This window comes from Ruegeria sp. HKCCD4315 (assembly GCF_013112245.1).
Lineage (GTDB): Bacteria > Pseudomonadota > Alphaproteobacteria > Rhodobacterales > Rhodobacteraceae > Ruegeria.
The window spans coordinates 276,528-297,156 of record NZ_WVRN01000002.1; the positions used below are offsets into that span (position 1 = coordinate 276,528).

The 20,629-nt window shown below is 59.1% G+C and carries 21 protein-coding genes; all 21 read right to left on the reverse strand.

All coding sequences use genetic code 11. From position 1 onward, the window contains the following. Nucleotides 1-3 precede the first annotated feature (3 nt). A complete protein-coding gene (gene napH / locus GS646_RS19195; RefSeq protein WP_171185651.1) occupies nt 4-921 on the reverse strand; it encodes a quinol dehydrogenase ferredoxin subunit NapH in 918 nt (305 codons plus the stop codon). Beyond that, on the reverse strand, nt 918-1,736 hold the full coding sequence (napG, locus tag GS646_RS19200; protein ID WP_171185649.1) for a ferredoxin-type protein NapG: 819 nt from the start codon (nt 1,734-1,736) through the stop codon (nt 918-920). Before napG ends, napH begins: the two co-directional genes overlap by 4 nt. A gap of 27 nt (nt 1,737-1,763) precedes the next feature. Next, nucleotides 1,764-4,256, reverse strand: a complete 2,493-nt coding sequence (gene napA / locus GS646_RS19205; protein WP_171647294.1) for a nitrate reductase catalytic subunit NapA — start codon at nt 4,254-4,256, stop codon at nt 1,764-1,766. Next, entirely contained in the window at nt 4,253-4,546 is a 294-nt protein-coding gene (locus GS646_RS19210) for a chaperone NapD (RefSeq protein ID WP_171094567.1), read from the reverse strand. Before GS646_RS19210 ends, napA begins: the two co-directional genes overlap by 4 nt. Beyond that, nucleotides 4,543-5,049 carry a ferredoxin-type protein NapF gene (napF, locus tag GS646_RS19215; protein ID WP_253759703.1) on the reverse strand — a complete coding sequence of 169 codons (507 nt, stop codon included), beginning with the start codon at nt 5,047-5,049 and terminating at the stop codon, nt 4,543-4,545. Before napF ends, GS646_RS19210 begins: the two co-directional genes overlap by 4 nt. A 142-nt stretch (nt 5,050-5,191) precedes the next feature. Beyond that, nucleotides 5,192-6,088, reverse strand: a complete 897-nt coding sequence (locus tag GS646_RS19220; RefSeq protein ID WP_171647290.1) for an FAD:protein FMN transferase — start codon at nt 6,086-6,088, stop codon at nt 5,192-5,194. Next, nucleotides 6,085-6,600 carry a nitrous oxide reductase accessory protein NosL gene (locus GS646_RS19225; RefSeq protein WP_171647289.1) on the reverse strand — a complete coding sequence of 172 codons (516 nt, stop codon included), beginning with the start codon at nt 6,598-6,600 and terminating at the stop codon, nt 6,085-6,087. Before GS646_RS19225 ends, GS646_RS19220 begins: the two co-directional genes overlap by 4 nt. Next, complete coding sequence (locus GS646_RS19230; RefSeq protein ID WP_171647287.1) at nt 6,597-7,418, reverse strand: ABC transporter permease; 822 nt, start codon at nt 7,416-7,418, stop codon at nt 6,597-6,599. The genes GS646_RS19225 and GS646_RS19230 overlap by 4 nt, the downstream gene beginning before the upstream one ends. Beyond that, entirely contained in the window at nt 7,415-8,308 is an 894-nt protein-coding gene (locus tag GS646_RS19235) for an ABC transporter ATP-binding protein (RefSeq protein ID WP_171185637.1), read from the reverse strand. Before GS646_RS19235 ends, GS646_RS19230 begins: the two co-directional genes overlap by 4 nt. Beyond that, nucleotides 8,298-9,554 carry a nitrous oxide reductase family maturation protein NosD gene (locus GS646_RS19240; RefSeq protein ID WP_171647286.1) on the reverse strand — a complete coding sequence of 419 codons (1,257 nt, stop codon included), beginning with the start codon at nt 9,552-9,554 and terminating at the stop codon, nt 8,298-8,300. Before GS646_RS19240 ends, GS646_RS19235 begins: the two co-directional genes overlap by 11 nt. A 1-nt stretch (nt 9,555) precedes the next feature. Next, nucleotides 9,556-11,463 (reverse strand): TAT-dependent nitrous-oxide reductase, encoded by a 1,908-nt coding sequence (nosZ, locus tag GS646_RS19245; protein WP_171185634.1) that lies wholly within the window; start codon nt 11,461-11,463, stop codon nt 9,556-9,558. A 14-nt stretch (nt 11,464-11,477) separates the two neighbouring features. Continuing rightward, complete coding sequence (locus GS646_RS19250; RefSeq protein ID WP_216600421.1) at nt 11,478-13,601, reverse strand: NosR/NirI family protein; 2,124 nt, start codon at nt 13,599-13,601, stop codon at nt 11,478-11,480. A gap of 44 nt (nt 13,602-13,645) precedes the next feature. After that, entirely contained in the window at nt 13,646-14,110 is a 465-nt protein-coding gene (locus GS646_RS19255) for a DUF2946 family protein (protein ID WP_171647282.1), read from the reverse strand. A gap of 88 nt (nt 14,111-14,198) precedes the next feature. Continuing rightward, complete coding sequence (locus tag GS646_RS19260) at nt 14,199-14,462, reverse strand: hypothetical protein (RefSeq protein WP_171185628.1); 264 nt, start codon at nt 14,460-14,462, stop codon at nt 14,199-14,201. Continuing rightward, nucleotides 14,419-15,942, reverse strand: a complete 1,524-nt coding sequence (locus GS646_RS19265) for a nitrite reductase (protein WP_216600413.1) — start codon at nt 15,940-15,942, stop codon at nt 14,419-14,421. Before GS646_RS19265 ends, GS646_RS19260 begins: the two co-directional genes overlap by 44 nt. A 76-nt stretch (nt 15,943-16,018) precedes the next feature. Continuing rightward, on the reverse strand, nt 16,019-17,233 hold the full coding sequence (gene nirJ / locus GS646_RS19270) for a heme d1 biosynthesis radical SAM protein NirJ (RefSeq protein ID WP_171647280.1): 1,215 nt from the start codon (nt 17,231-17,233) through the stop codon (nt 16,019-16,021). 3 nt (nt 17,234-17,236) lie between these two features. Then, complete coding sequence (locus tag GS646_RS19275; RefSeq protein WP_171185624.1) at nt 17,237-17,719, reverse strand: AsnC family transcriptional regulator; 483 nt, start codon at nt 17,717-17,719, stop codon at nt 17,237-17,239. After that, nucleotides 17,716-18,165 carry an Lrp/AsnC family transcriptional regulator gene (locus GS646_RS19280; RefSeq protein WP_171185622.1) on the reverse strand — a complete coding sequence of 150 codons (450 nt, stop codon included), beginning with the start codon at nt 18,163-18,165 and terminating at the stop codon, nt 17,716-17,718. Before GS646_RS19280 ends, GS646_RS19275 begins: the two co-directional genes overlap by 4 nt. Beyond that, nucleotides 18,162-19,151, reverse strand: coding sequence for an AsnC family transcriptional regulator (locus GS646_RS19285; protein WP_171185620.1), 990 nt, complete (start codon nt 19,149-19,151; stop codon nt 18,162-18,164). Before GS646_RS19285 ends, GS646_RS19280 begins: the two co-directional genes overlap by 4 nt. Before the next feature lie 3 nt (nt 19,152-19,154). Then, nucleotides 19,155-20,300: a cytochrome D1 domain-containing protein gene (locus tag GS646_RS19290; RefSeq protein ID WP_171185618.1), complete on the reverse strand. Its 1,146-nt coding sequence runs from the start codon at nt 20,298-20,300 to the stop codon at nt 19,155-19,157. Next, nucleotides 20,297-20,605: a cytochrome c gene (locus GS646_RS19295; protein WP_171094961.1), complete on the reverse strand. Its 309-nt coding sequence runs from the start codon at nt 20,603-20,605 to the stop codon at nt 20,297-20,299. The genes GS646_RS19290 and GS646_RS19295 overlap by 4 nt, the downstream gene beginning before the upstream one ends. Nucleotides 20,606-20,629 lie beyond the last annotated feature (24 nt).

Consider the following 20,629-nt stretch of genomic DNA (forward strand, 5'->3'; position numbering starts at 1 on the left):
CCCCTAGATAGGTCTGGCAGCGCGCGTCTCAGGCGCGGCAACTGGATCGGAAGGTTGGACGAGGTGGTCGTCGAACCGGTGAGTAAAGTTAAAGACGTCGACTGCGCAGACATCGATGCAGCGTCCGCAGTTTGTGCAGTCGGGCGATAGGATTACTGGCGTACTTCCGGGCTTGCCCTTCAGCGCCGGTGAGATCACCTGATTTTCCGGACAGACCGCATAGCAATCCATGCAGTCGTCACAGGCGGCGCGATTGGTGGCGCTGACACGTAGCAGGCTTTTTGACCCGATCAGGCCATAGAACGCACCGACTGGGCAAAGATGACCACACCAGCCATGACGTGAGACAATCACGTCAAAGATAAAGATCGCGGCAATCATGGCCCAAACAAAGCCCATGCCGAAAACCAGCCCGCGATGGAGCATGGTGATTGGGTTTACCAGCTCCCACGCGATCACACCGCTCAGGCCCGACACAAGCAGGACAGTCGCAAGGATCCACAGGCGCGTGCTGCGCTTGGGCTGCCAACCTTTGGGCAGGTCCAGCTTTCGATGCAGCCAGTTCGCGGCATCGGTCACAGGGTTGATAGGGCAGACCCAGGAACAATAGACCCTGCCACCAATCAGCCCATAAATGGCCAGGACGATCAGCCCGCCAATCAACGCAGTCATCTCGGGCCAATGACTCGCAATGAAGCTTTGTAACAGGATGAATGGGTCAGTCAGAGGTAACACGCCCAGCGTCAGTGATCCCGCCAGGTTTCCTTCCACGATCCAGATGCCAAACCATGGGCCCAGCAGAAATAGGATCAGAAAGAACAGCTGACTTGCGCGGCGCAATAACAGATAGCGATGTGCGCCGATCCAGCCTTTGCTGTCGACAGCCTCCTGACCGACAGGCATATGTGTACGGGTACTCATTGCCCGACCCCGGGCAAATCATAGCCGGGTGCAAACCCGCCCGGAGCGACTAAGTTGTCGGTACCGGGTCCTGGCAAGCGGTCGGGCAGATCGATGATCCCTTCGACCACCGGCGCGCCCTTGGTAGCCTTTTCTTCCCAGCCTTTGCGGTAGTGTTCTGCCGAACGACCACGCGCCAGGCGCGTAGGCAGAACCTTTATGGCGGCTTCGGGTAGAACGCAGCTTTTTTCGCACATGCCGCAGCCAGTGCAGCGATCGGAATGGACGGTCGGAATGAACAGCGCGTGATGACCGGATCGAGTATTATGCTCGGTCTCGAGCGTGATCGCCTCATCAATCACTGGACAAACGCGGTAACAGACATCGCAACGCAGGCCGAGGAAGTTCAGGCAGTTCTCCTGATCGACCAGCACCGCGACGCCCATTTTGGCATCGTCGATATTGTCCAACCCGGGGTCCAATGCCCCTGTTGGGCATGCGGCGACGCAAGGAATGTCGTCGCACATTTCGCAGGGAATATCCCGCGCGGTGAAAAACGGCGTCCCGGTTGCTACCGCATCCGATCCAAGCTCGGCCAGTTTCAGGGTGTCGTAGGGGCAATCCCGCACACACAGACCGCAGCGGATGCAGGCCGACAGAAACTCCTTTTCCGGCAATGCGCCGGGCGGGCGCAAAGCCTCGGCTGGCAGCGCGCGGGCGTCGCGGGCCAGATAGGCCAGCACCGACCCGGCGACAACGCAGCCGCCCGCCGCGCGGGCCGAGTCCTGCAGGAACCGGCGCCGTTGCGGCGAAAGGGGTGTGTCGACAAGAGGCATGGGAATTACCCGTACAATCCTTGCTGGTTACGCACGCTCGACCTTGCAGGCGCACTTCTTGAAGTCGGTCTCTTTCGACAGCGGGCAGGTCGCGTCCAGCGTCAGCTTGTTGGTCAGCTGGTGTTCATCGAACCAGGGCATGAACACCAGACCACGCGGCACTTTGTTCCGACCCCGTGTTTCAACGCGGCTGGTGACCTCGCCTCGGCGGGTAGACAGAACAATTTCTTGCCCACGGCGCAAACCGCGATCCTTGGCGTCTTCAGGGTGCATATACACCACAGCCGACGGATAAGCGCGGTGCAGTTCGGGAACCCGGCGTGTCATCGAGCCCGAGTGCCAATGCTCCAAAACGCGACCCGTTGACAGCCACAGATCGTACTCCTCATCGGGCACTTCGGCGGCAGGTTCGTACGGTGCAAAGATGATCTTGGCCTTGCCGTCTTTGTGACCGTAGAACTTCACATCCGCGCCTTCGGGTACGTAGGGGTCATAGCCTTCGCGGAAGCGATAGAGCGTTTCCTTACCGTCCACGACCGGCCAACGCATGCCGCGCGCCTGATGGTACATGTCGAACGGAGCCAAATCGTGCGCGTGGCCACGTCCGAAATCGGCATATTCCTCGAACAAGCCTTTCTGGACGTAGTAACCGAAATGCTCGGCATCGTCGTTGTCGAAGCCTTCCGCGGTTTCGGACAGCGGGAATTGGTCAACCTTGCCATTGGCGAACAGCACGTCATACATGGTCTTGCCGCGATGTTCGGGCATCTTGGCCAACAGCTCTTCGCCCCAAACCTCTTCGACGGTGAAGCGTTTCGAAAACTCCATCAACTGCCACAGGTCTGATTTGGCCTCACCCGGTGCTGGTACTTGTTGCCGCCAGAACTGTGTGCGGCGTTCTGCATTGCCATACGCGCCTTCCTTCTCGACCCACATCGCGGTGGGCAAGATCAGGTCGGCGGACACCGCTGTAACTGTCGGATAGGGATCAGACACGGTGATGAAGTTTTCCGGGTTGCGGTAACCGGGATAACCTTCTTCGTTGATGTTGGGTGCGGCTTGCATGTTGTTGTTGCACTGAACCCAGTAAGCGTTCAGCTCACCATCTTTTAGCTTGCGGTGCTGCAGCACGGCGTGGAAGCCGGGCTTGGGCGGAATGGTCCCTTCCGGGATGCTCCAAGCAGTCTCGCAAATCTTCCGGTGCTCATCATTTGCGACGACCATGTCGGCGGGCAGGCGATGGGCAAAGGTGCCGACCTCGCGCGCGGTACCACAAGCCGAAGGCTGACCAGTCAGCGAGAAGGGCGAATTGCCGGGTTCCGATATCTTACCCACCAGCAGGTGCACGTTGTACATTAGCGAGTTCACCCAGGACCCGCGTGTGTGCTGGTTGAAGCCCATGGTCCACAGGCTCATGACCTTGCGGGTTGGGTCTGCATATTGCTGCGCCAGTTTCTCCAGCTTGTCGGCAGGGACACCTGACAATTCAGAAGTGTATTCCAGCGTGTAGGGCGCGACAGCCTCGGCATATTCCTCGAAACTGATGGTTTCCAGCTTGCCCGAGTTCGGGTTCGCGGCTTCCTGCTGCAACGCATTGGTTTCACGCAGGCCATAACCGATATCCGTTGCGGTTTTGGTGATATTGACGTGGTTACGCACGAAGTATTCGTTCACCGCGCCATTCTGAATGATGTAGTTGGCGATATAATTCAGGATTGCCAGGTCTGTCTGTGGTTCGAACACCATGCCATTGTCGGCCAATTCGAACGAGCGATGTTCGAAGGTCGACAGCACATGCACCTCGCATCCCGGCTTGGTCAGGCGCGTATCCGTCAGGCGCGACCACAGGATCGGGTGCATCTCAGCCATGTTCGAACCCCACAGCACAAAGGTATCGGCGTGTTCCAAATCGTCATAGCACCCCATTGGCTCGTCGATGCCGAATGTGCGCATGAAACCCACAACGGCCGAGGCCATGCAGTGACGTGCGTTGGGGTCGATGTTGTTCGAACGGAAGCCCGCCTTCATCATCTTGGCGGCAGCATAGCCTTCCCACACCGTCCACTGACCCGAGCCGAACATGCCGACGCTGGTCGGGCCTTTCTTGGCTAGGGCCTCTTTCCACTTGGCGGCCATGACATCAAAGGCTTCATCCCAACTTACGGACTCGAATTCACCGTTCTTGTCGTATTCGCCGTTGGTTTTGCGCAGCAGTGGGGTGGTCAGGCGATCCTTGCCGTACATGATCTTGGAGAGGAAGTATCCTTTGATACAGTTCAGACCCCGGTTCACCGGCGCGTCCGGGTCCCCTTGCGTGGCAACCACGCGACCGTCTTTGGTGCCAACCAGAACCGAGCAGCCTGTGCCACAGAACCGGCAGGCGGCCTTGTCCCAGCGGATGTCGGGTGCACCGGTCTGAGCATTGGCCTGGCCGGCCGCCATGGGAATACCGGCAGCCGATGCCGTTGCGGCAGCGGCAGATGCCTTCAGGAAAGTGCGGCGGGATTCAGAAACAGTCATTGCATGGGCCTCCTGCTGGTCGGTTGGCTTTGGGCATTGGATTGCGGAGATGCCTCCGCGAGATCTTCGAAATGGTGATAGGTCAGCGACAGTGAGATCACGCCGGGAATCTGATGCAGATCCATGATGGTTTCCGAGGCCAGCCGGTCGGCGGTATCCTCGACAACCACCACAAACCGGCCATCTTCGGCTTCGGCATGAACCTCGACGCCTTGGGTGCCGGTCATGGCCGCGCGCGCGGCGTCGGTATGATCGGGGGCAATGTGGACGAGACAGCCACAGATGTTCATTGGGTCACCTCCGGGTGTTGTGGGGTGGGACGGTGAAGCGCTATGGCCCCGGCGGGACATGCGGCGGAACAGCTGCCGCAACCGATACAGACTTCGGTATCAAGCGCGGGTTCCGCACGTCCGCCCAGTTGCAGGCGAAAGCGGATGGCGTCTTGCTCGCAATTGTCCTGGCACAGACGGCAGCTTACCCCGTTCATGGATAGGCAATTTGCGGCCTCAATCTGCGCGCGCCAAGGCCACTCGGCGACAAGCTCTGGCAAAAGCGCCGGTGTCGGGCATGCGTCAGCGCATTCACCACACAGGGTGCAGCCGCCTGCGGAAAGATCCAGAACCGGAAAACCACTGTCGTCGAAAGTGATGACGTCTTCGGGGCAGGCTCCGGCGCAATCCTCACACCGTGTGCACAGTTCCGCAAAGTCCGACATGGCAGCGCCCGGCGGTCGGATCGCGTTGCGATCTTCCCGAAGGATGCGCGCGCTGAGGAAAGCGCGTCTACTCGTCATCTGGCTCATTGCTGGTGACTCGAAGTTGGATAATTTCGTTCGCGTGTTTGTTTTCATAACCGCCCCGTCGTGGTCGCGATTTGACCTAAGTCATATTTGTTCAGAAATTTTATTGATCACTTTGAGACTTGAAGGGTGATTTTCATGCGTCTAATTCGATCCGGGCGCCTGGAAACTGCCGCGCGATTTCGTTCGCTTGCCGGTATGGAGCGGCACAAAGTGCGGTCGATAGACCATCCGCCAGACTGGCGTCCGGGGCAGAAATCGAAACCGTCCGGTTGTCGCGCGCTGGCCCGTTTGGGGTGATGATGTGGCCAAGCCCAGGGCCCAGTTCCGAGCCTAAGGATGACGATGTGGCAACTGCGCGGTTCTGCAACGAAATGCGTTTCAACACTCTTTGATCCGGTGCGGCGATACCAACGTTCCAGGGTGTGCCATCGCTTCGCGTGCCCAAAGCGGCGACCTCTCCCATGTTAACCAAAACATCGCGCAAACCAAATCCACGCAGAAGTGCTGCGATCCGATCTGTAATTGCGCCCTGTGCAATGCCGTTCAGCGTCAGCGCTGATTGACCGGGCACAGGCAGGCGCACTACTGAAGTGTCGAAAAAGACCTTTTCCCAACCGATTATCTGCCGAACTTCATCCAGATTTTCAGAAGGGGGCTGCGTCGACATTGCCGACCACAGAGGTTGTACGCTTGGATCAAACGCCCCTTCCGAAGCCTGATGCAAAGCTGCGCATAAGCCCAGTACCCTCAACAACTCAGGAGCAGGTGCGCTCAGTGTACCATACCTGTTTAACTTGCAGATCTGCGAGTCAGGACGATAGAGGCTAAAGATTTCCTCTAACCGCGCCATCTCGGATTCAACGGCGTTGATGATTGGCGCAGCGTCGGTATCCGACAGTCCGACCAATCGCAGACTTGCCGCGGCACCAAGTGCAGCTCCGTTCCACCGTGCATCCGACGCCAACGCCGGACCGGACAAAGAGCAGGCAGCTGAGATGAACAAAAACCGGCGGCGAGTCAGGGCAGTCATGCGGGTGTCTCCAGCGGTAGATCAAGATCAACAGGACCAAGCACTTCGGCATCCGGGATGTCTGGCAGGCTCATTGCCGCGCCGCCGTAAATAGTGATGAAAGATTCGGCGTCTGTAGGACGGGCAAACGGCACCACCTCTCGCGCACCCATGCCGCCAGCGACATTGGCGCCGACAACAAAGGTCGCACCATCTGCAGCGATCCAGTTCGAAATTCCGGGCTGACGCCAGCTTGGCGCGACGCCCATGTCGCTGACGTATACAGCCGTTATATCTGCATCACGTTCGGGGCTTTTGAGGTATGCCACCATATCACGCACCTGCGCAAAAAACAGTGGGGCGGGGTAGCCTTCCAGATGGATCTGACCTTTAGGACCGCCATGCTCGGCAATATTCATCTGGCAGAAAAAGCTCAGCGCGTCTGGGGTCAGATCAACCGGATTGGGGGCTTTCGCAACCTCTTCCTTGCAAGCCGCCAGCGCGACCAACGCGATTAGGGCGAGGTGTTTCATGGTTCAACCCTCCGAAATGCAAGCCGCGCAAGGGCGAAGGCCACCACGGGCCAGATCAGCAGTGACGCAGGTGCTGCCCAGACGGGAAGGGCCTGCGCAGCCCCGGTCATGCCGGATGCCATGGCCACGCCTTCGGTCGTGGCGATGTTCCACAGCCGGAATGCGTCGGCCGGGTTGGCCACCATCACCCATGGAAAGACGGATTGGGTGAAGCTGCTGCCCTTGTCCATGACGACAGCCCCCAACAGGCCCAGATCATAGAGGACGACAAAAACCAGCCAGAGCCCGGCCGACAGACCCGCCGCCGCCGTGGCCCCCTTTGCCAGGGCGGACAGCAGGTATCCCAGCGCCAGAAAGACAGCGCCCAGCAGGATGGATGTGAGGATCAGACGCGCCAGAGCCAATAGGCTGTCTGGCCCAGCGCCCCCAAAAAACGCGGCTACGGCGCCAGCGGTGCCGAAGCCTACGGCCATGGCAAAGGACAATGCGGCCAGATGTGCTGTGAACTTACCCAACAGGATTTCTCCGCGTCCTGCCGGGTAGGACAAAAGCAGCGACAGGCTGCCCCGGTCCACGTCGCCCGCAATGGCGTCGAACGAGATCATCAGCGCCAGCAAGGGGGCAAGATAGACCGACAGCGTAGTCATAGACGCGACCGAGACGGTCAGCATGTCAACGCCCAGTGTTCCGGTTGGAGCGCTGCCTGCGAAAGTCAGCGCCAAAGCGAACAGCACCATGATCAGTGTGGCGACCAGCAGCCAGCGGTTGCGGCGCAGGATCAGCATCTCGGTGCGGGTGATGGCGAGGAAACGGGTCATTGCAGTTCCTCCTGTGCGTAGTGACGATAGAGGTCTTCCAGTTTCGGCGGAGTCATCTCGACGTCCGCCACCGCGTCGCCCATGCCGGCGATGCGGCGCAGGGCTTCCATCTTGTCAGCCGGGGTACAGAGCAGTTCCACCGACGCGCCATTGATCCGGTTGCCGCCCAATTCGGCGGCCAAAGCATCGGCATTGGCACTGGCACGAACCTTCAGGCGGATCGGAAGACCAGCCAGCGCCGAAAGGTTGTTCAGCGTGTCGTCAACCACCATCCGGCCTTTGCGCATGATGGCGATGCGATCCGTGCGGGCCTCGACCTCGGTCAGTGCATGGGATGCGATCAACACGGCGGTGCCTTGTGCCGCCAGCTCGTCAATGATGGCATAAAGATCCTGTCGTGAGATCGGGTCCAAGCCGCTTGTCGGCTCATCCAGCAGCGCCACTTTCGGCTGGCCCAGCAGAACCTGCGCCAGGCCCAGACGTTGCCGCATCCCCTTGGAATAAGCACCAATCCGGCGGTCCAGAGCATCGCTCAGGCCGACGCGTTCCAGAAGGCCGGGCACATCAGCTTTTGCGCCGGACAGTTTCGCAAACAGAGTCAGTTGCTCGCGGCCCGTCAGGGCAGGGTGAAACGACACAGCCTCGGGCAGATACGCCGTCTCGCGCCGCGCTTGGGCGCTGCCGGGGGTGGCGTCCCCGATCCGGATGGCGCCGCCGTGGATCGGCGTCAGGCCGAGGATGGATTTGATCAGCGTCGACTTGCCCGCGCCGTTGTGGCCGAGCAGCGCAACGCGCTGTCCGGGGGCAAGAGACAGGGTGATATCGTCAAGAACGCGGGTTTTCCCTCGATCCTTGAGAACATGATCAATCGTCAGGGCCTTATCCGTCATGAGGCACCTTTTTCATAGCTGGGGGTTCAGGGGCTTGCATCAGTGGATTGCTGTCCATCACACCCCCCGGCAGCAGTGCCGGGAAGGCTGATTGCGACCAGCGCACCAGCTGCACGGCAGGGGAGCCGAGCAGCAGTTTGGCTGCGGGTTGGGTCCACAGCACATGGTCCATCGAGTCATTGGGGCGATAAGGGGCATCGGCAATGCCGTTGCCATCCACATCATAGGCAGCGAAATCGGACCAGTAATTTCCGCGTCCGTCTTCAGACCACTCGACCCATTTGGTCGAGACGTATTTTACCTGCGTCCGGTTTCCGATGAAAGAATTGCCAACGATGCGGTTGCGCTCGCTGCCAGCGGTGAAATGAATGCCGATGCCGCATCCCTGGAACCAGTTGTCGGTGAATTCGTTCTTGTTCGAGTTATACAAGAAGGTGCATTTCTCTTTCGCGCCTTTCACAACGTTGCCGGTGATGACGCTCTTGTTGGCATAGTTTAGCATCACACCATGTTCGCGGTCCCCGATGGAGACGTTGTTGGCCACTGTGACATTGGTCGTGAACATCACCGCGTAGCCCAGATCGTTGCCGATCGAGACATTGTCACTGACCACCGAATTGTCGGCATACATGTAATGCACTGCAAAACGCAGACCGCGGAACAGGTTGCCGGTGAAGATGTTCTTCTTGGACGAGTTCACAAAGATCCCGTCGCGACCGTACCGGATGTCATTGTCTTCGACCCGCGCACCGGGCGCATTCCAGACATAAACCCCGTTGCCGCGGTCGTTCATACGCTGGTCTTGCCGTCCTTCGATCCGGTTACGCCGCACGATGCTGTCTTTCGCACCGTGGATGTCGATGCCATAGAGATTGCCCAGCAGCACATTATCTTCAACCACCGGCGCGTGGGCTGTCTTGGTCAATTGGATGCCGCTGTCGATCCCGTCATGGTTCGAGCCCGATCCGATCACTGTCAGTCCGCGCACTGTCACGCCAGGCCCGGTCACGGTGATGACGCTGCCTTCGCCTTGACCGTCAATGGTGGCTTGTCCCAGCCCGTCAAGGGTAACGGGCCGGTCCAGAACCAGCGTTTCAGTGTAGACACCGGGGCGCAGGCGGAGGGTATCTCCATCCGCCGCCTGCGCCAGTATCTCGTTGATGGCCCCCGCCCGGTTGGGCACATCCCAATCCGCCGCCCAAAGAGGCGAGCCGAGCAGGAGCGGTATGAGCAGGGACCAACGCATTTTATGCACTCCGGGGTTCAACAAACATCCGGCCGCGCATTTCCATATGCAGCGCGTGGCAGAACCACTGGCAATAATACCAGTGCACGCCGGGACGGTCGGCGATGAAGGTGACCGAGGCGGTGGCCTGCGGCCCGATCTCCATCGCGATGCCAAAGTTCGACAGGCACAGCCCGTGAGTCACGTCGTCCACATCATCCAGGTTGGTGACATAGATCGTAACCTCGTCACCCTGTTTGACGGTGAACTTCTCCATGCTGAAGACAGGCGCCGTCGAGGTCATATAGACGCGAACCTTGTTGCCGTCCCGGATAGGTTCTTCGGCACCTTCGTCCAGATCGACACCATCTGCCTCGGCCTGTTTGCGGGCATCTTCCCACATCGGATCATTTCGATCCCAGACATTGACCGGGTTCACCTTGGACCGGTGCACAAGGATCGAGTCGTGCGGTTCCGCGAAGGTTGGGCCGTCATGGACCACCTTCATCTTGTCACCCGAGATGTCGATCAACTGCTCGTTTTCCGGCTTCAGCGGACCTACGTTCAGGAAACGGTCCTTCGAGAACTTGTTCATCGAAATCAGCCATTTGCCGTCCGCCTCTGCGGTCTCACCCATCGAGGTCGAGTTGTGACCCGGCTGATACTGCACGTCCACCTTGTCGAGGATCGGATCAACATCCGCACCTGCGTAGGCTTCGATGGCCTTGGCGATGTCCCATTTCACCACCTGGCTGTCCAGGAACAGGGTGGTAAAGGCATTGCCCTTCCCGTCGAACGCAGTGTGAAGCGGGCCAAGACCCAGCTGCGGTTCGGCCACTATGGCGGAACGCGGATCGGCGTTGTCGGCAAACAGCGCATCGACTTTTTCCACATCAATCACCGAAACGGTCGGCGACAGCTTACCGTTGATCATGATGTGTTTCTTGTCGGGTGCAGCATTCACACCGTGTGGCGAGTTCGGGATCGGGATATAGCGGGTCAGGTTGCCGCCAGCCTCTTTGCGCCCGTCCACGACTTTGACGCCGTTCAGTTCCTGATAGTTGCCCGCTGCAACCGCATCTTCAATGGCCTTGAGGTTGAACACGACCACGTGGTCCAGCTCGTTCTCGGTCATCTCGGCCAAGTTCATACCCATCTCTGAGTTGTACGAGGTCGAGAAGGCGTATTTGCCCTGATAGTCGCAGTCGGTGTTGTCGAGGTTACCAGAGACCATCACCTGCCATGCGATCTCCATCGTGTCGCCGTCAATGGCGGTAAAGATGTTCACGTATTGCGACGGATCGTCGAGAACCTGGCCGTCATTAACCAGCGGTGCCTCGTGCTCACCGTTAGCGAAGATGTAGCCGGTGCGCGGGTATTTCTGCGGTCGCAGACCATGGATGTCATGTGCGTTCGGGATCTCGATGATCTTGTCGCATTTCATTACATCGCAGCGCACGCGAGCTACGCGGGTGTTGGCCTTGTCGTTCATGAACAAATAGCGACCGTCATAGGTGCCATCGGTGAATGACATGTGCGGGTGGTGCAGGTCACCGTTGTCATAGGTGACCTTGCCGTTCGCGGCCAGGAACTCTTTGGTTTCGGGCAGCAGGCCTTCGGTCAGAATTTTCAGCGACTCATTGGTCTGACCCCAGCCGGTGGCCGAACAGCGGTTGAATACTGGCACCCGCATCAGCTCACGCATCGAGGGCACACCCAGAATGCGCAGCTCGCCGGTTTGGCCCGAGGACCAGAAGCCGTAATATTCGTCCAACTCGCCGGGTTCCAGATGAGCGTTAGCGGCGGCGCTGGCTTCGCGCGCAGTCATCAGGGTTGAACCCAGACCCGTTCCCGCGATCACCGCGCCGGTGGCGGTTGCCCCCAGCATCCCGCGGCGTGTGATGTTCAGTTTCTTATCGTGTTCCGACATGATCGTTCCTCCTTTTAGGAAACGGATTGCGGTTTGGCGTTCGGATGGTTCGCCGGTGGTTGCCCGAGGGGGGTCTTAGGTGTGACCGACCCTGTCTTGGCCCGCCGTTTCAACTGGCGGATAACGACGGGACATTTGTCCTCGGACTGGTAGAGCACCTGACAATGCAGGCAGGTGACGCACTCGTTCGGATTGATCTCACCGGTGGGGTGGATTGCCTGAACGGGGCATTCGTTGGCGCAGGTCTGACAGGGGCTGCCGCAATCGGGGTAGCGGCGCAGCCAGTCGAACATGCGGATACGGGCGGGGATCGCCAGAGCTCCGCCCAGCGGGCAGAGATAGCGGCAAAAGAACCGTTCTATGAACAGCCCGATCCCAAGCAGAGCCAGCGCAAAGACCACAAATGGCCAGTCGCGCATGAATTTCAGAATGATCGCGGTCTTGAACGGTTCAATCTCGGCATAGGTTTCTGCCAGCGGGATCGACACAAAGCTTAGGCCAAAGAGGCCAAGGAAGATCATGTATTTCGCGGGCCACAACCGTTCGTTCAGGCCCCAGGGCAGGGTCCATTGCGGGACCTTTAACGCCCGCGCGACCTTGTTGGTCAGTTCCTGCAGCGCGCCGAACGGGCACAGCCAGCCGCAATAGGCCCCGCGCCCCCAAAACAGCAGCGCTGCGGCCACGGCGAACCATTGGATGAACACCAGCGGGTCGAGTAGGAAGGCGTCCCAAGAGAATCCTGTGCGCAGGCTGCCCGCCAGCGCCATCAGGTTCACCACGCTCAGCTGCGCATTGGCGTACCAGCCGATGAAGAACAGGGTCATAGTCAGGTATCCGATGCGGAACCAGTAGAAGACGCGCGCGTTCATAGTGGCGTGGAACTGGAAGAAGAAGGTCGCAGTCAGCACCAGAAGCATTGCACCCAGAACCGCGATCTCGACTGTGCGGTCCTTCCAGATGCGCTGCCACAGGGCAGCTTTGGCGGCAGCTTCGCCGCTGGCGTCATCGACCACCACGGGCGCGGCGACCGGCAGCAGGTACTGTTCCGGCAGCTTGTAGCCCAGGTCAAAGGTTAAGAACGTCTTTTCGACAGCACCAATCGCGCGCTGTACCAGCAGTTGAAGGCGGAACGGCTCAGCCGGATCAAACTCGGCATCAGCAGGGATTTTGAAGATGTCCAATTCCGTGAAACTCGGCGCATCCGACGCGGCAACTGTGCCCAAACGGCGCTGTTGCTTGTCAAAGAACCGAACCGAGCTGTCGCCCTGGATCAGCTGGATTCGGTCAAATATACCGCCCCGCACATAGCCTGAACCCTTGAAGCTGTAAGCTCCGCGACCCAGCACCAGAATGGCCTGCTCGCCTTCTTCCAACCAGTTTACAAGGTTCTGGTATTCTGCCGCACCCAGCAGCGACTTGCCGATCGATGGGACCGAAACCAGCGCCATATGCATGTCGATGAAGGTGTCATCGGGTTCGCCCGGTTCTGGGCGTTTGATCGCCCGTTGATCGCCGGTTGCTTCAAACGCTGCGTTGACCTGCCCGATATCCAGCGTCAACCGCCGTACCGATCCGTCCCCGGAAAGGGTGGTCCAGTCAAAGACCTCGTCCTGTGCCATATCGACTTCGCGTTTCGGCCCATCAGCTTGTAGCGGAGACAGCCCGCCCAACCCCAGCGCGCGCGCCACCTTAATGCCGCCGCGCACAAGGCTGTCGTCGATGACCATGATCGTGACCGTCGCGCCCGAGATGATGTCGAGGTCATGCCCCTCGCCACCGGTTTCGGCCTCGATCTTCAGGTCCAGACCGGCATAGCCTTCGGTCAACTCGACCATGCGGGAATTGGGGATCCCGATCAGAACGATGGGTTCCGAATGCTTGACCAGTTGCACGCCCGTCAGCACCGCATTCTCATCGATTCCGACAACCACATGGATGGGTTTGCCGGAATATCCCGTCGTGCCCACAAAATCAGACGTCAGGAATGCCCAGGCAATGGTCTCGCCATCCTTCGTGATCGGCGCGACCGGAATGTCATCGTGCACCGGACCAAATGCATCGGCACCGGGGGCCAGATCGGCGGGTTCAATCTCGGGCAGGAAACTGGCCAGACTGTCGGCATGGGCGCTGATCGCCATCAGGCAGGACAGGGAGAAAGCCAGCAGAAAATGGATTGCGCGACTTACGACCACGGCGCACCTCCGATTATTTGGGTGGACGCCATGGACGCGCGCAGGGCGCGTTCAGATTCTTCTTCGGTCGCAAACGGGGGGCCTCGGGTTTCGGGCCACAGTCGTTTCGAGTTATAGTAAATACACGGATCACCAATCCCAGGGCGTGCAATTTGCAGGGTGCGGTCCGCGACCAGCAGCGGAGTGTCTGGCACAGGTCCTGCCGTCGTTACAGCGCATAGCGCACAGTCGGCGCATTTCGGGCAGGGCACGGTTGGATCGGTGTTTTCCTCCTCAAGGTCCACCTCAACCCAAACCGCGCCTGCCTCCGAGCAGATCTCCACCCACATGCTTTGTCCGGGACTCGCCAGCGCCGGAGCAAGCATTTGCAACAACAGAAGAAGGATGCCCGCCACTCCACATGCCGCACGCAAGACGCGGTCAGGGAGGATGTGGAGAAAGTGTAAGGCGGACATGGAGAATCCAACTCGGAAGTCTTTCCTGAACCGTATGGGATTCCGACTTGCCGATACTTGACTTTGGTTAGGCAGACAGATTCTTTGCTTACCCGTCTGCCTCGTCCATCAATCCGCGTACCCAGCGCCCAGCCAGCCATGTCGCTGGAATGCCCAAAGGGACGGACCACAGAAGTGCGGGAACAGGTTCAATTGCTCCAAACCCGGCGCTGTGTAAAATTAAACCCAGCAAAAACAGATTGATAGCCACGGTAAGCGCCGTGGCGGGATAAAGCAGAATGGCCAGCTTCCAAACCGGCCATTTGCCGTCAGTGGCTGGTGCCTTCCGAGAAGGTGATTTTGTTCCAGACATTGTACTTTCCAGACGGTTTGCGCATCGGCAGGCGGCGGACCTCTTCCAGCGTCTGCGCGTCATAGACGATCACCGCGCCATCATCTTCCCAGATCGAAACCAGCGCATGGCTGCCATCTTTTGTGAATTCCACGTGAGCCACGGTTTTACCTGGCGCGGGGCGCAAAGTTTTCACGATTTCAAGGCTTTGTTTGTCGATCACATGCATCGCATCCTTGTTCGGGCCAAAGAACACATCGGCCCAGACATAAGGTGAATTTTCATGACTGCGCATGAAGAACCCCGGTCCTTCCGTCTTGATCCGCTTGACGGTTTCCCAGCTTTCCATATCGATCACGGATACGGTGCCATCGGTCAGATGAGGGGTGGCCATCACGGTCGTATCGCCATGCTTCCATGTAATACCGGACCCAAGATGCGGCATCCCCGGCAGGTCAAGATCGGCCACCTTGTGACCGATCACCAGATCAATCACCTGACCGCCTTTGCCATCACGTGACGCCCCCATGACAAACTCATAGCTCTGGTCGAAAAAGAAATCGTCCAGATAGTCGGGCGTGGTGATCTTGCGCACGGGGAAGGGGTTGGGATTCTTGAACTGACCTTCAATGCGGAAATCATGCCCGATACCAAATTGTGGCGGGTTGGCCCCGTAGAACACCTCCCAAATTTCGGGCACGTCCTTCAGGGCCAAAACAAAGCTCTCCCGCGGTGGGGCCTGATAGACGGCAGACACCCTGCTGGGCACGCCCTTCTTGCTTTTGACTTCAATGACAGTGGTAACCGAAAGATCCTCGGTCGACAGCAGGGTCAGGCTGTTGGGCAAGTAATTTGCAACGGCCACCCATTTTCCGTCGCCTGACATGGCGATGTTGCGACTGTTGAGGCCCGCGCGAACGCGCCCCACCTGTTTCAATGCCCAGATATCGTACTTCTGGACCCAGCCATCGCGGGACATGATGAAAACGTATCGGCCATCTGGGCTGAATTTTGGCCCGCCATGAACGGCAAAAGGGGTCTCGAACCGGTCCAGCACTTCAAACGTGTCGCCATCCAGAACGCTGACGTGATGATCGCCGGTCTCTACCGCCAGCGTGATGTTCATAGGGTCACTATCCCACACGGGTGCTTCGACCGGGGTGTAATCCTCGTCCAGAATACGGCTGGCCATGATGTCAGCTTCACCCCATTCCGGATCGCTCTCGAGCGGAGATTTTAGCCACCCCGCCAGTTCTTCGATCTGCAACGCGTCGAGCTCATGTGAAAACGCAGGCATCTGTGTCGCGGTGCGGCCCTCGGCGATCACCGCTGCAACCCGCGGCCCCCGCATTCGCTTTAACGTCTCGGGGATCAAAGCTGGCCCAACGCCGCCCAAGCGGTTCTCGCCATGGCATGACGCGCAGTGCTCAGCGTAATCCGCTGGCGCGTCGGCCCATGCCGAACCGACCGTCAGAACGGAACACATCAGTCCGATCTTCATCTTTTTCCAAATACTCCCGCCGGAGGCTCCTGCAGGTTTCACAGATGGCACTACTTGCCGGAACAGGGACGGGTTATCAAAAAAACTGATGCGCCGGATCATGGCTTTTCCCCCGGAACGGTGTGACCTGCAGGCGCTCTCCTGCGTCATCCACGCCAATTTCTTCATTTGACAGGTAACAGGCCGGATCTTCGGCCCAGGGATCGCCGGTCAGTTGCAAGGCGCGAATACGCGTATTGCCGCCGCAGACGTCCTTCAGTTCACATGCACCGCATCGGCCTTTCAGTAGACGAGGACGGGTGCGTAGCATGGCCAGCATCGGGTCATCGCTGGTCCAAAGTTCAGAAAACGGTTTGGTTTTCACGTTGCCGATTGTGTAATCGGACCAATATGTGTCGGGATGAACCCGGCCCAGATTGTCGATATTGGCGACGCCCAAACCGCTGGAATTGCCGCCCCATGCGGCCAGATGCTCGTGGACATGGGCAGCCTTCTCGGCATCGAAATGCGCGCGGATCCAGTTCAGGAAGTACCCCGCATCGGCGTCATTGTTGCCGGTCACGATATCCAACGGTCGCCCGCCTGACGCGGCCCCCCAAGCGCGCTCCAACAGTAGGTCCAATCCCTTGCGTGTGCGCTGGTGTTCGGCGTCTTCGCCTCGGTTCTTGTCGCCCCGCCCGGCATAGACGAGGTGAGACAAGTAGAACTTATCGACCCCTTCGTCATCACAGAGCTTCAGCAAGTCAGGCAAGTGATGCTGCGTGCCTTCGGTCAGGCAGAACCGCAGGCCGACCTTGATGCCGCGCTTTTTACACTCTCGCACGCCGCGCAGGGCGTCCGCAAAAGCCCCCTCGACACCGCGAAACCAGTCATTCGTCGCTCCAATTCCATCCAGCGAGATGCCCACATAGTTGAATCCCACATCGGCAATCACGTCGGCGGTTTCCTCGTAAATCCGCGTGCCGTTGGTCGACAAAGCCAGCATCGGCACCAGATCACGGGCGCGTTTGGCGATGTCAAAGAAATCGAACCGGTCCAGCGGCTCCCCACCCGAGAGGATCAAGGCCGGGACGCGAAACTGGCCAAGATCCTCAAGGGTTACCATGGCTTGCTCATGGCTGAGCTCACCGGGGAACGCCACATCCGCCGAGACGGTATAGCAATGGCGGCATTTCAGGTTGCAGCGTCGCGTCAGGTTCCAGATCACCACAGGTTTCACTGGGCTGGGGCGGCGTTTGCGCACCGGAGTCGGGGTGACGAGTTGGTGCATGTATTCTGTCAGGCGGAACATGTCTCAGCCTTTCTTTTTCAGGCGCAGACCGGTCTTTTTCAGGATGCGCGTGGAATAGAGGATGTCCTTGGCCCGGCAGGCATCGCCCAGAATTGCAGCGATTTCGGCGCGCTTTTGTTCAACCTCATCAGGGTTGGCACCATGCACCATGGCAAACAAGTTATAGGGCCAGTCGGGCAGGGCGCGGGGCCGTTCATAACAATGGGTCACAAAGGGCAGGGCGCCGATCTGTGCACCCAACTTGGTGGTGCTGGCATCGTCCACATCCCAAACGGTCATGCCGTTCGATGTCATGCCAAGTTTGTAGTGATTTGGGGCCGCAGCAATGCGACGGATCACACCGCGTGCTTTCAGGGCTGTCAGCCGTTCAAGCAGATCGGTTTCCTGTAGCCCAAGATCCTTGGCAACCTGCGCATACGGGGTCGGCGACAAGGGTAAGCCCCCTTGCAACGCCTCGATAATCTGTCTGTCGGTTGCATCGATCATGCTGCCACCCGGAAGCCAATGAAAAATTCCTGGAGTTTGGGGAAACGGAGAACATCGATCCCAGTTTCCCGTTCGATGGCATCGGCGGCGGCCTCGATCCCCTCAGGTGTTTCGGTGGCCAGCACGAACCACATGTTCAGCCGGTGGGTACGTTCATAATTATGGGCGACCTCAGGGTGCGCATTGACTTTGGTCAGGACGGTTTCGAAATTTTCAGTCGGTACAGCCATGGCGCACAAGCAGAAGGCCCCGCCCATGGCGGCTGCGTCGAAAAACGGGCCAAAGCGCGTGATAACGCGGTCTTTCTTCAGCCGTGTCAGACGCTCCAGCAGCTCGGTTTCGGACAGGCCAAGCTCGTCGGCCACTGCCGCAAAAGGATGAGAGGTGAGCGGCAGATCGTCCTGCATCCGGTTCAGGATCGCGCGGTCTTTGTCGTCCAGAGTCATGCGGCAACCTCCCGCGCTTGAATCAACGCTCCGGTCTGCTTGAAACAGCGGGTCGAAAACAACACCTTATTCCGCGCGCCAGCCAGTTCGGTCAGTTCCATTGCACCGGCCAGCACGTCCAAAGCCTCGTTCCGGGTTCGGGCGTGGATCATCGAATAGAGGCGATAGGGCCAAACATCTTCAACCGGATTGCGCTCATAGCACAGCGTGACACCGGGATAGGCGGCCAGCGCCGGACCGGCAGTGTCAATTTGTTCCGCAGGCAAGTCCCAAACAACCATCGCGTTGGCGGACCACCCCAGTGCCCGGTGGCGCACGATAACGCCGAACCGTGAAATGATACCGGCGGCGTGCAAGGCGACGATCCGGGCCATCACATCATCCACGTTCCGGTTCAATGAACGAGCCAGAGCCTCATAGGGCTCTGCGACCAGTGAAAGGCCCGAACTGAGTGTCTGCAGCAAACAACGATCCCCATCGCGCATGGCTGATGCGTCTACTTTGCGCGCACTAGGAACGTTCTTGGCGCCAGCAGTCATGCGAAACCCAAGGTCCACGTTGAACGGTCGGACCAGGCGCAGATCCAGCACCCGCAACCCCGAGGTCCGGCTGATCCGGGCCAGTGTCTCGTTGACATGTTCGCGGTCCGGGCCTGTTGCGACAAACCAGAGGTTCCAGGCATCTTCACGCTGATAATTGTGGTTCACCCCGGGTTCGGCATCGATCAGGGCGGCAACTTCTTCCAACCGACTTTCCGGTGCGGATACAGCCGCCAAAGTGCTCGCTGTGACTGCGCCGGGCGTGATGGTTGCGCCAACCCGCGTGATGCGGCCGGTGGCACGCATCCGGGTCAGACGGTCAAGTACTTCGGTTTCGTCCAGCCCCAGTGCGTCTCCCAGCACTTGAAAAGGGCGCTCTGTGATCGGGAAATCGCGCTGAAAGTCGTCCAACAGGCGGCAATCAATCGGGTCGGTGATATGCTGCATCCATCAAAGCCCCGTTTTGTGCGCGCGGGCCGTGAAGAAGATGCCCGAAGGGCTGTCGGCGTCGATTTCGCGCAATTTCTCAAACGTTTGCGTGTCGTAGACCATCACCTTGTTGGCGTCGCGCACGCTGATCCAGACTTCATGCCCGCGTGGTGTGAATTCCATATGCAGTACCGCAGGGCCGGGCTTGAATTCGTGAGTGATCTCTTTGCTGACACTGTCGATCACTTGAATGGTATCGTTCAACGGGTGGGCGAAATTGACCCAGACCTGCCGCCCGTCTGGGCGCGCCATGGCAAAAACCGGCTGGCCGTGCGTTTTGGTGCGCCCGGTTTCGGACAAAGTGTCGGCATCGACCCAGAGCACCTCGTGATGACCCACCGCGGGCAGCACGAATTCGCGCCCCGTCAGCGCCCAGCCTTCCAGATGGGGCATCTTGTAGACCGGCATTTCTTCTTGCCCGCGCCCATAGTTGGGCAGCACACGGATGGGCTCCGGAGTGTCGGCCCATAAATCAAGCGCGGTCAGACCGTCTTCGCCAAACAGGCCCGTGATATAGGTGCGGCCATTGGCGGTGATCAGCGCGTCATAGGGGTTCTTGCCCATGTCAGGTATCTTGGTGATCGCGGGCTCGCCCTTGGCGAAGTTGGCAATCCAGGTCTCGCCTGTATCCCACATTGTGAAGACAAACCGACGTCCCGGCGCGTCCACAAGACCGATGGTTTTGCTGTCGGTGGGGATGTCCGCAATCATTTCCAACGTGTCAGCATCAAACACACGCACACCACCGGGTTCGTAGTTCGACACGGCAACAAGTGTACCGTCATCCGAGATAGCACCACCAATGGCGTTCCCCGCTTGAACAACGCGGTTCACGATCTGGCGGGTGACGATGTCAACCTTGGTCAGCCCGCCGTCACGGCCAAAGACATAGGCAAAGCGTTCATCGGGCGAATAGACCAGCGAGGCATGGGACAAATCGCCCAAACCTTCGATACGAGCCAGAGCTGCCCGGTCCGATTGATCGACCAACAGGACCGATCCCTTGGCACGTTCGATCACAAGACCAAGATCGCCGGTCGCTGTGGGTTCGGCGTGTGCGGTGGTCAACATCAATGAGGCTGCAAGGCCGAGTATGAGGTGTTTCATTGTGCCTCCTGTTCCAGCAGGTAGCGGGCAATCCATTCGGCCTCTTCCTCGCTGATCAGAGGTCGCCATGGGGGCATCGCGGTGTCTGGGATGCCATCAAGGATGACGCCGGTCAGGACGTCCGCATCATAATGTTTCAACGTCTCGCTGCGCAGATCGGGGCCGAGACCGCCTTTAAGCGACAAACCGTGGCAAGATCCGCAATCCTGATGGACAAGGCGTTTCAGGGCGTTGGGGTCGAGGGTGTCAGCGGCGAAGGCGGATGTTGCGATGAGCACAGCCGTTGTCAGCAACACCGACGGCATCGAATGCCGTCGCGCGACAGGGCG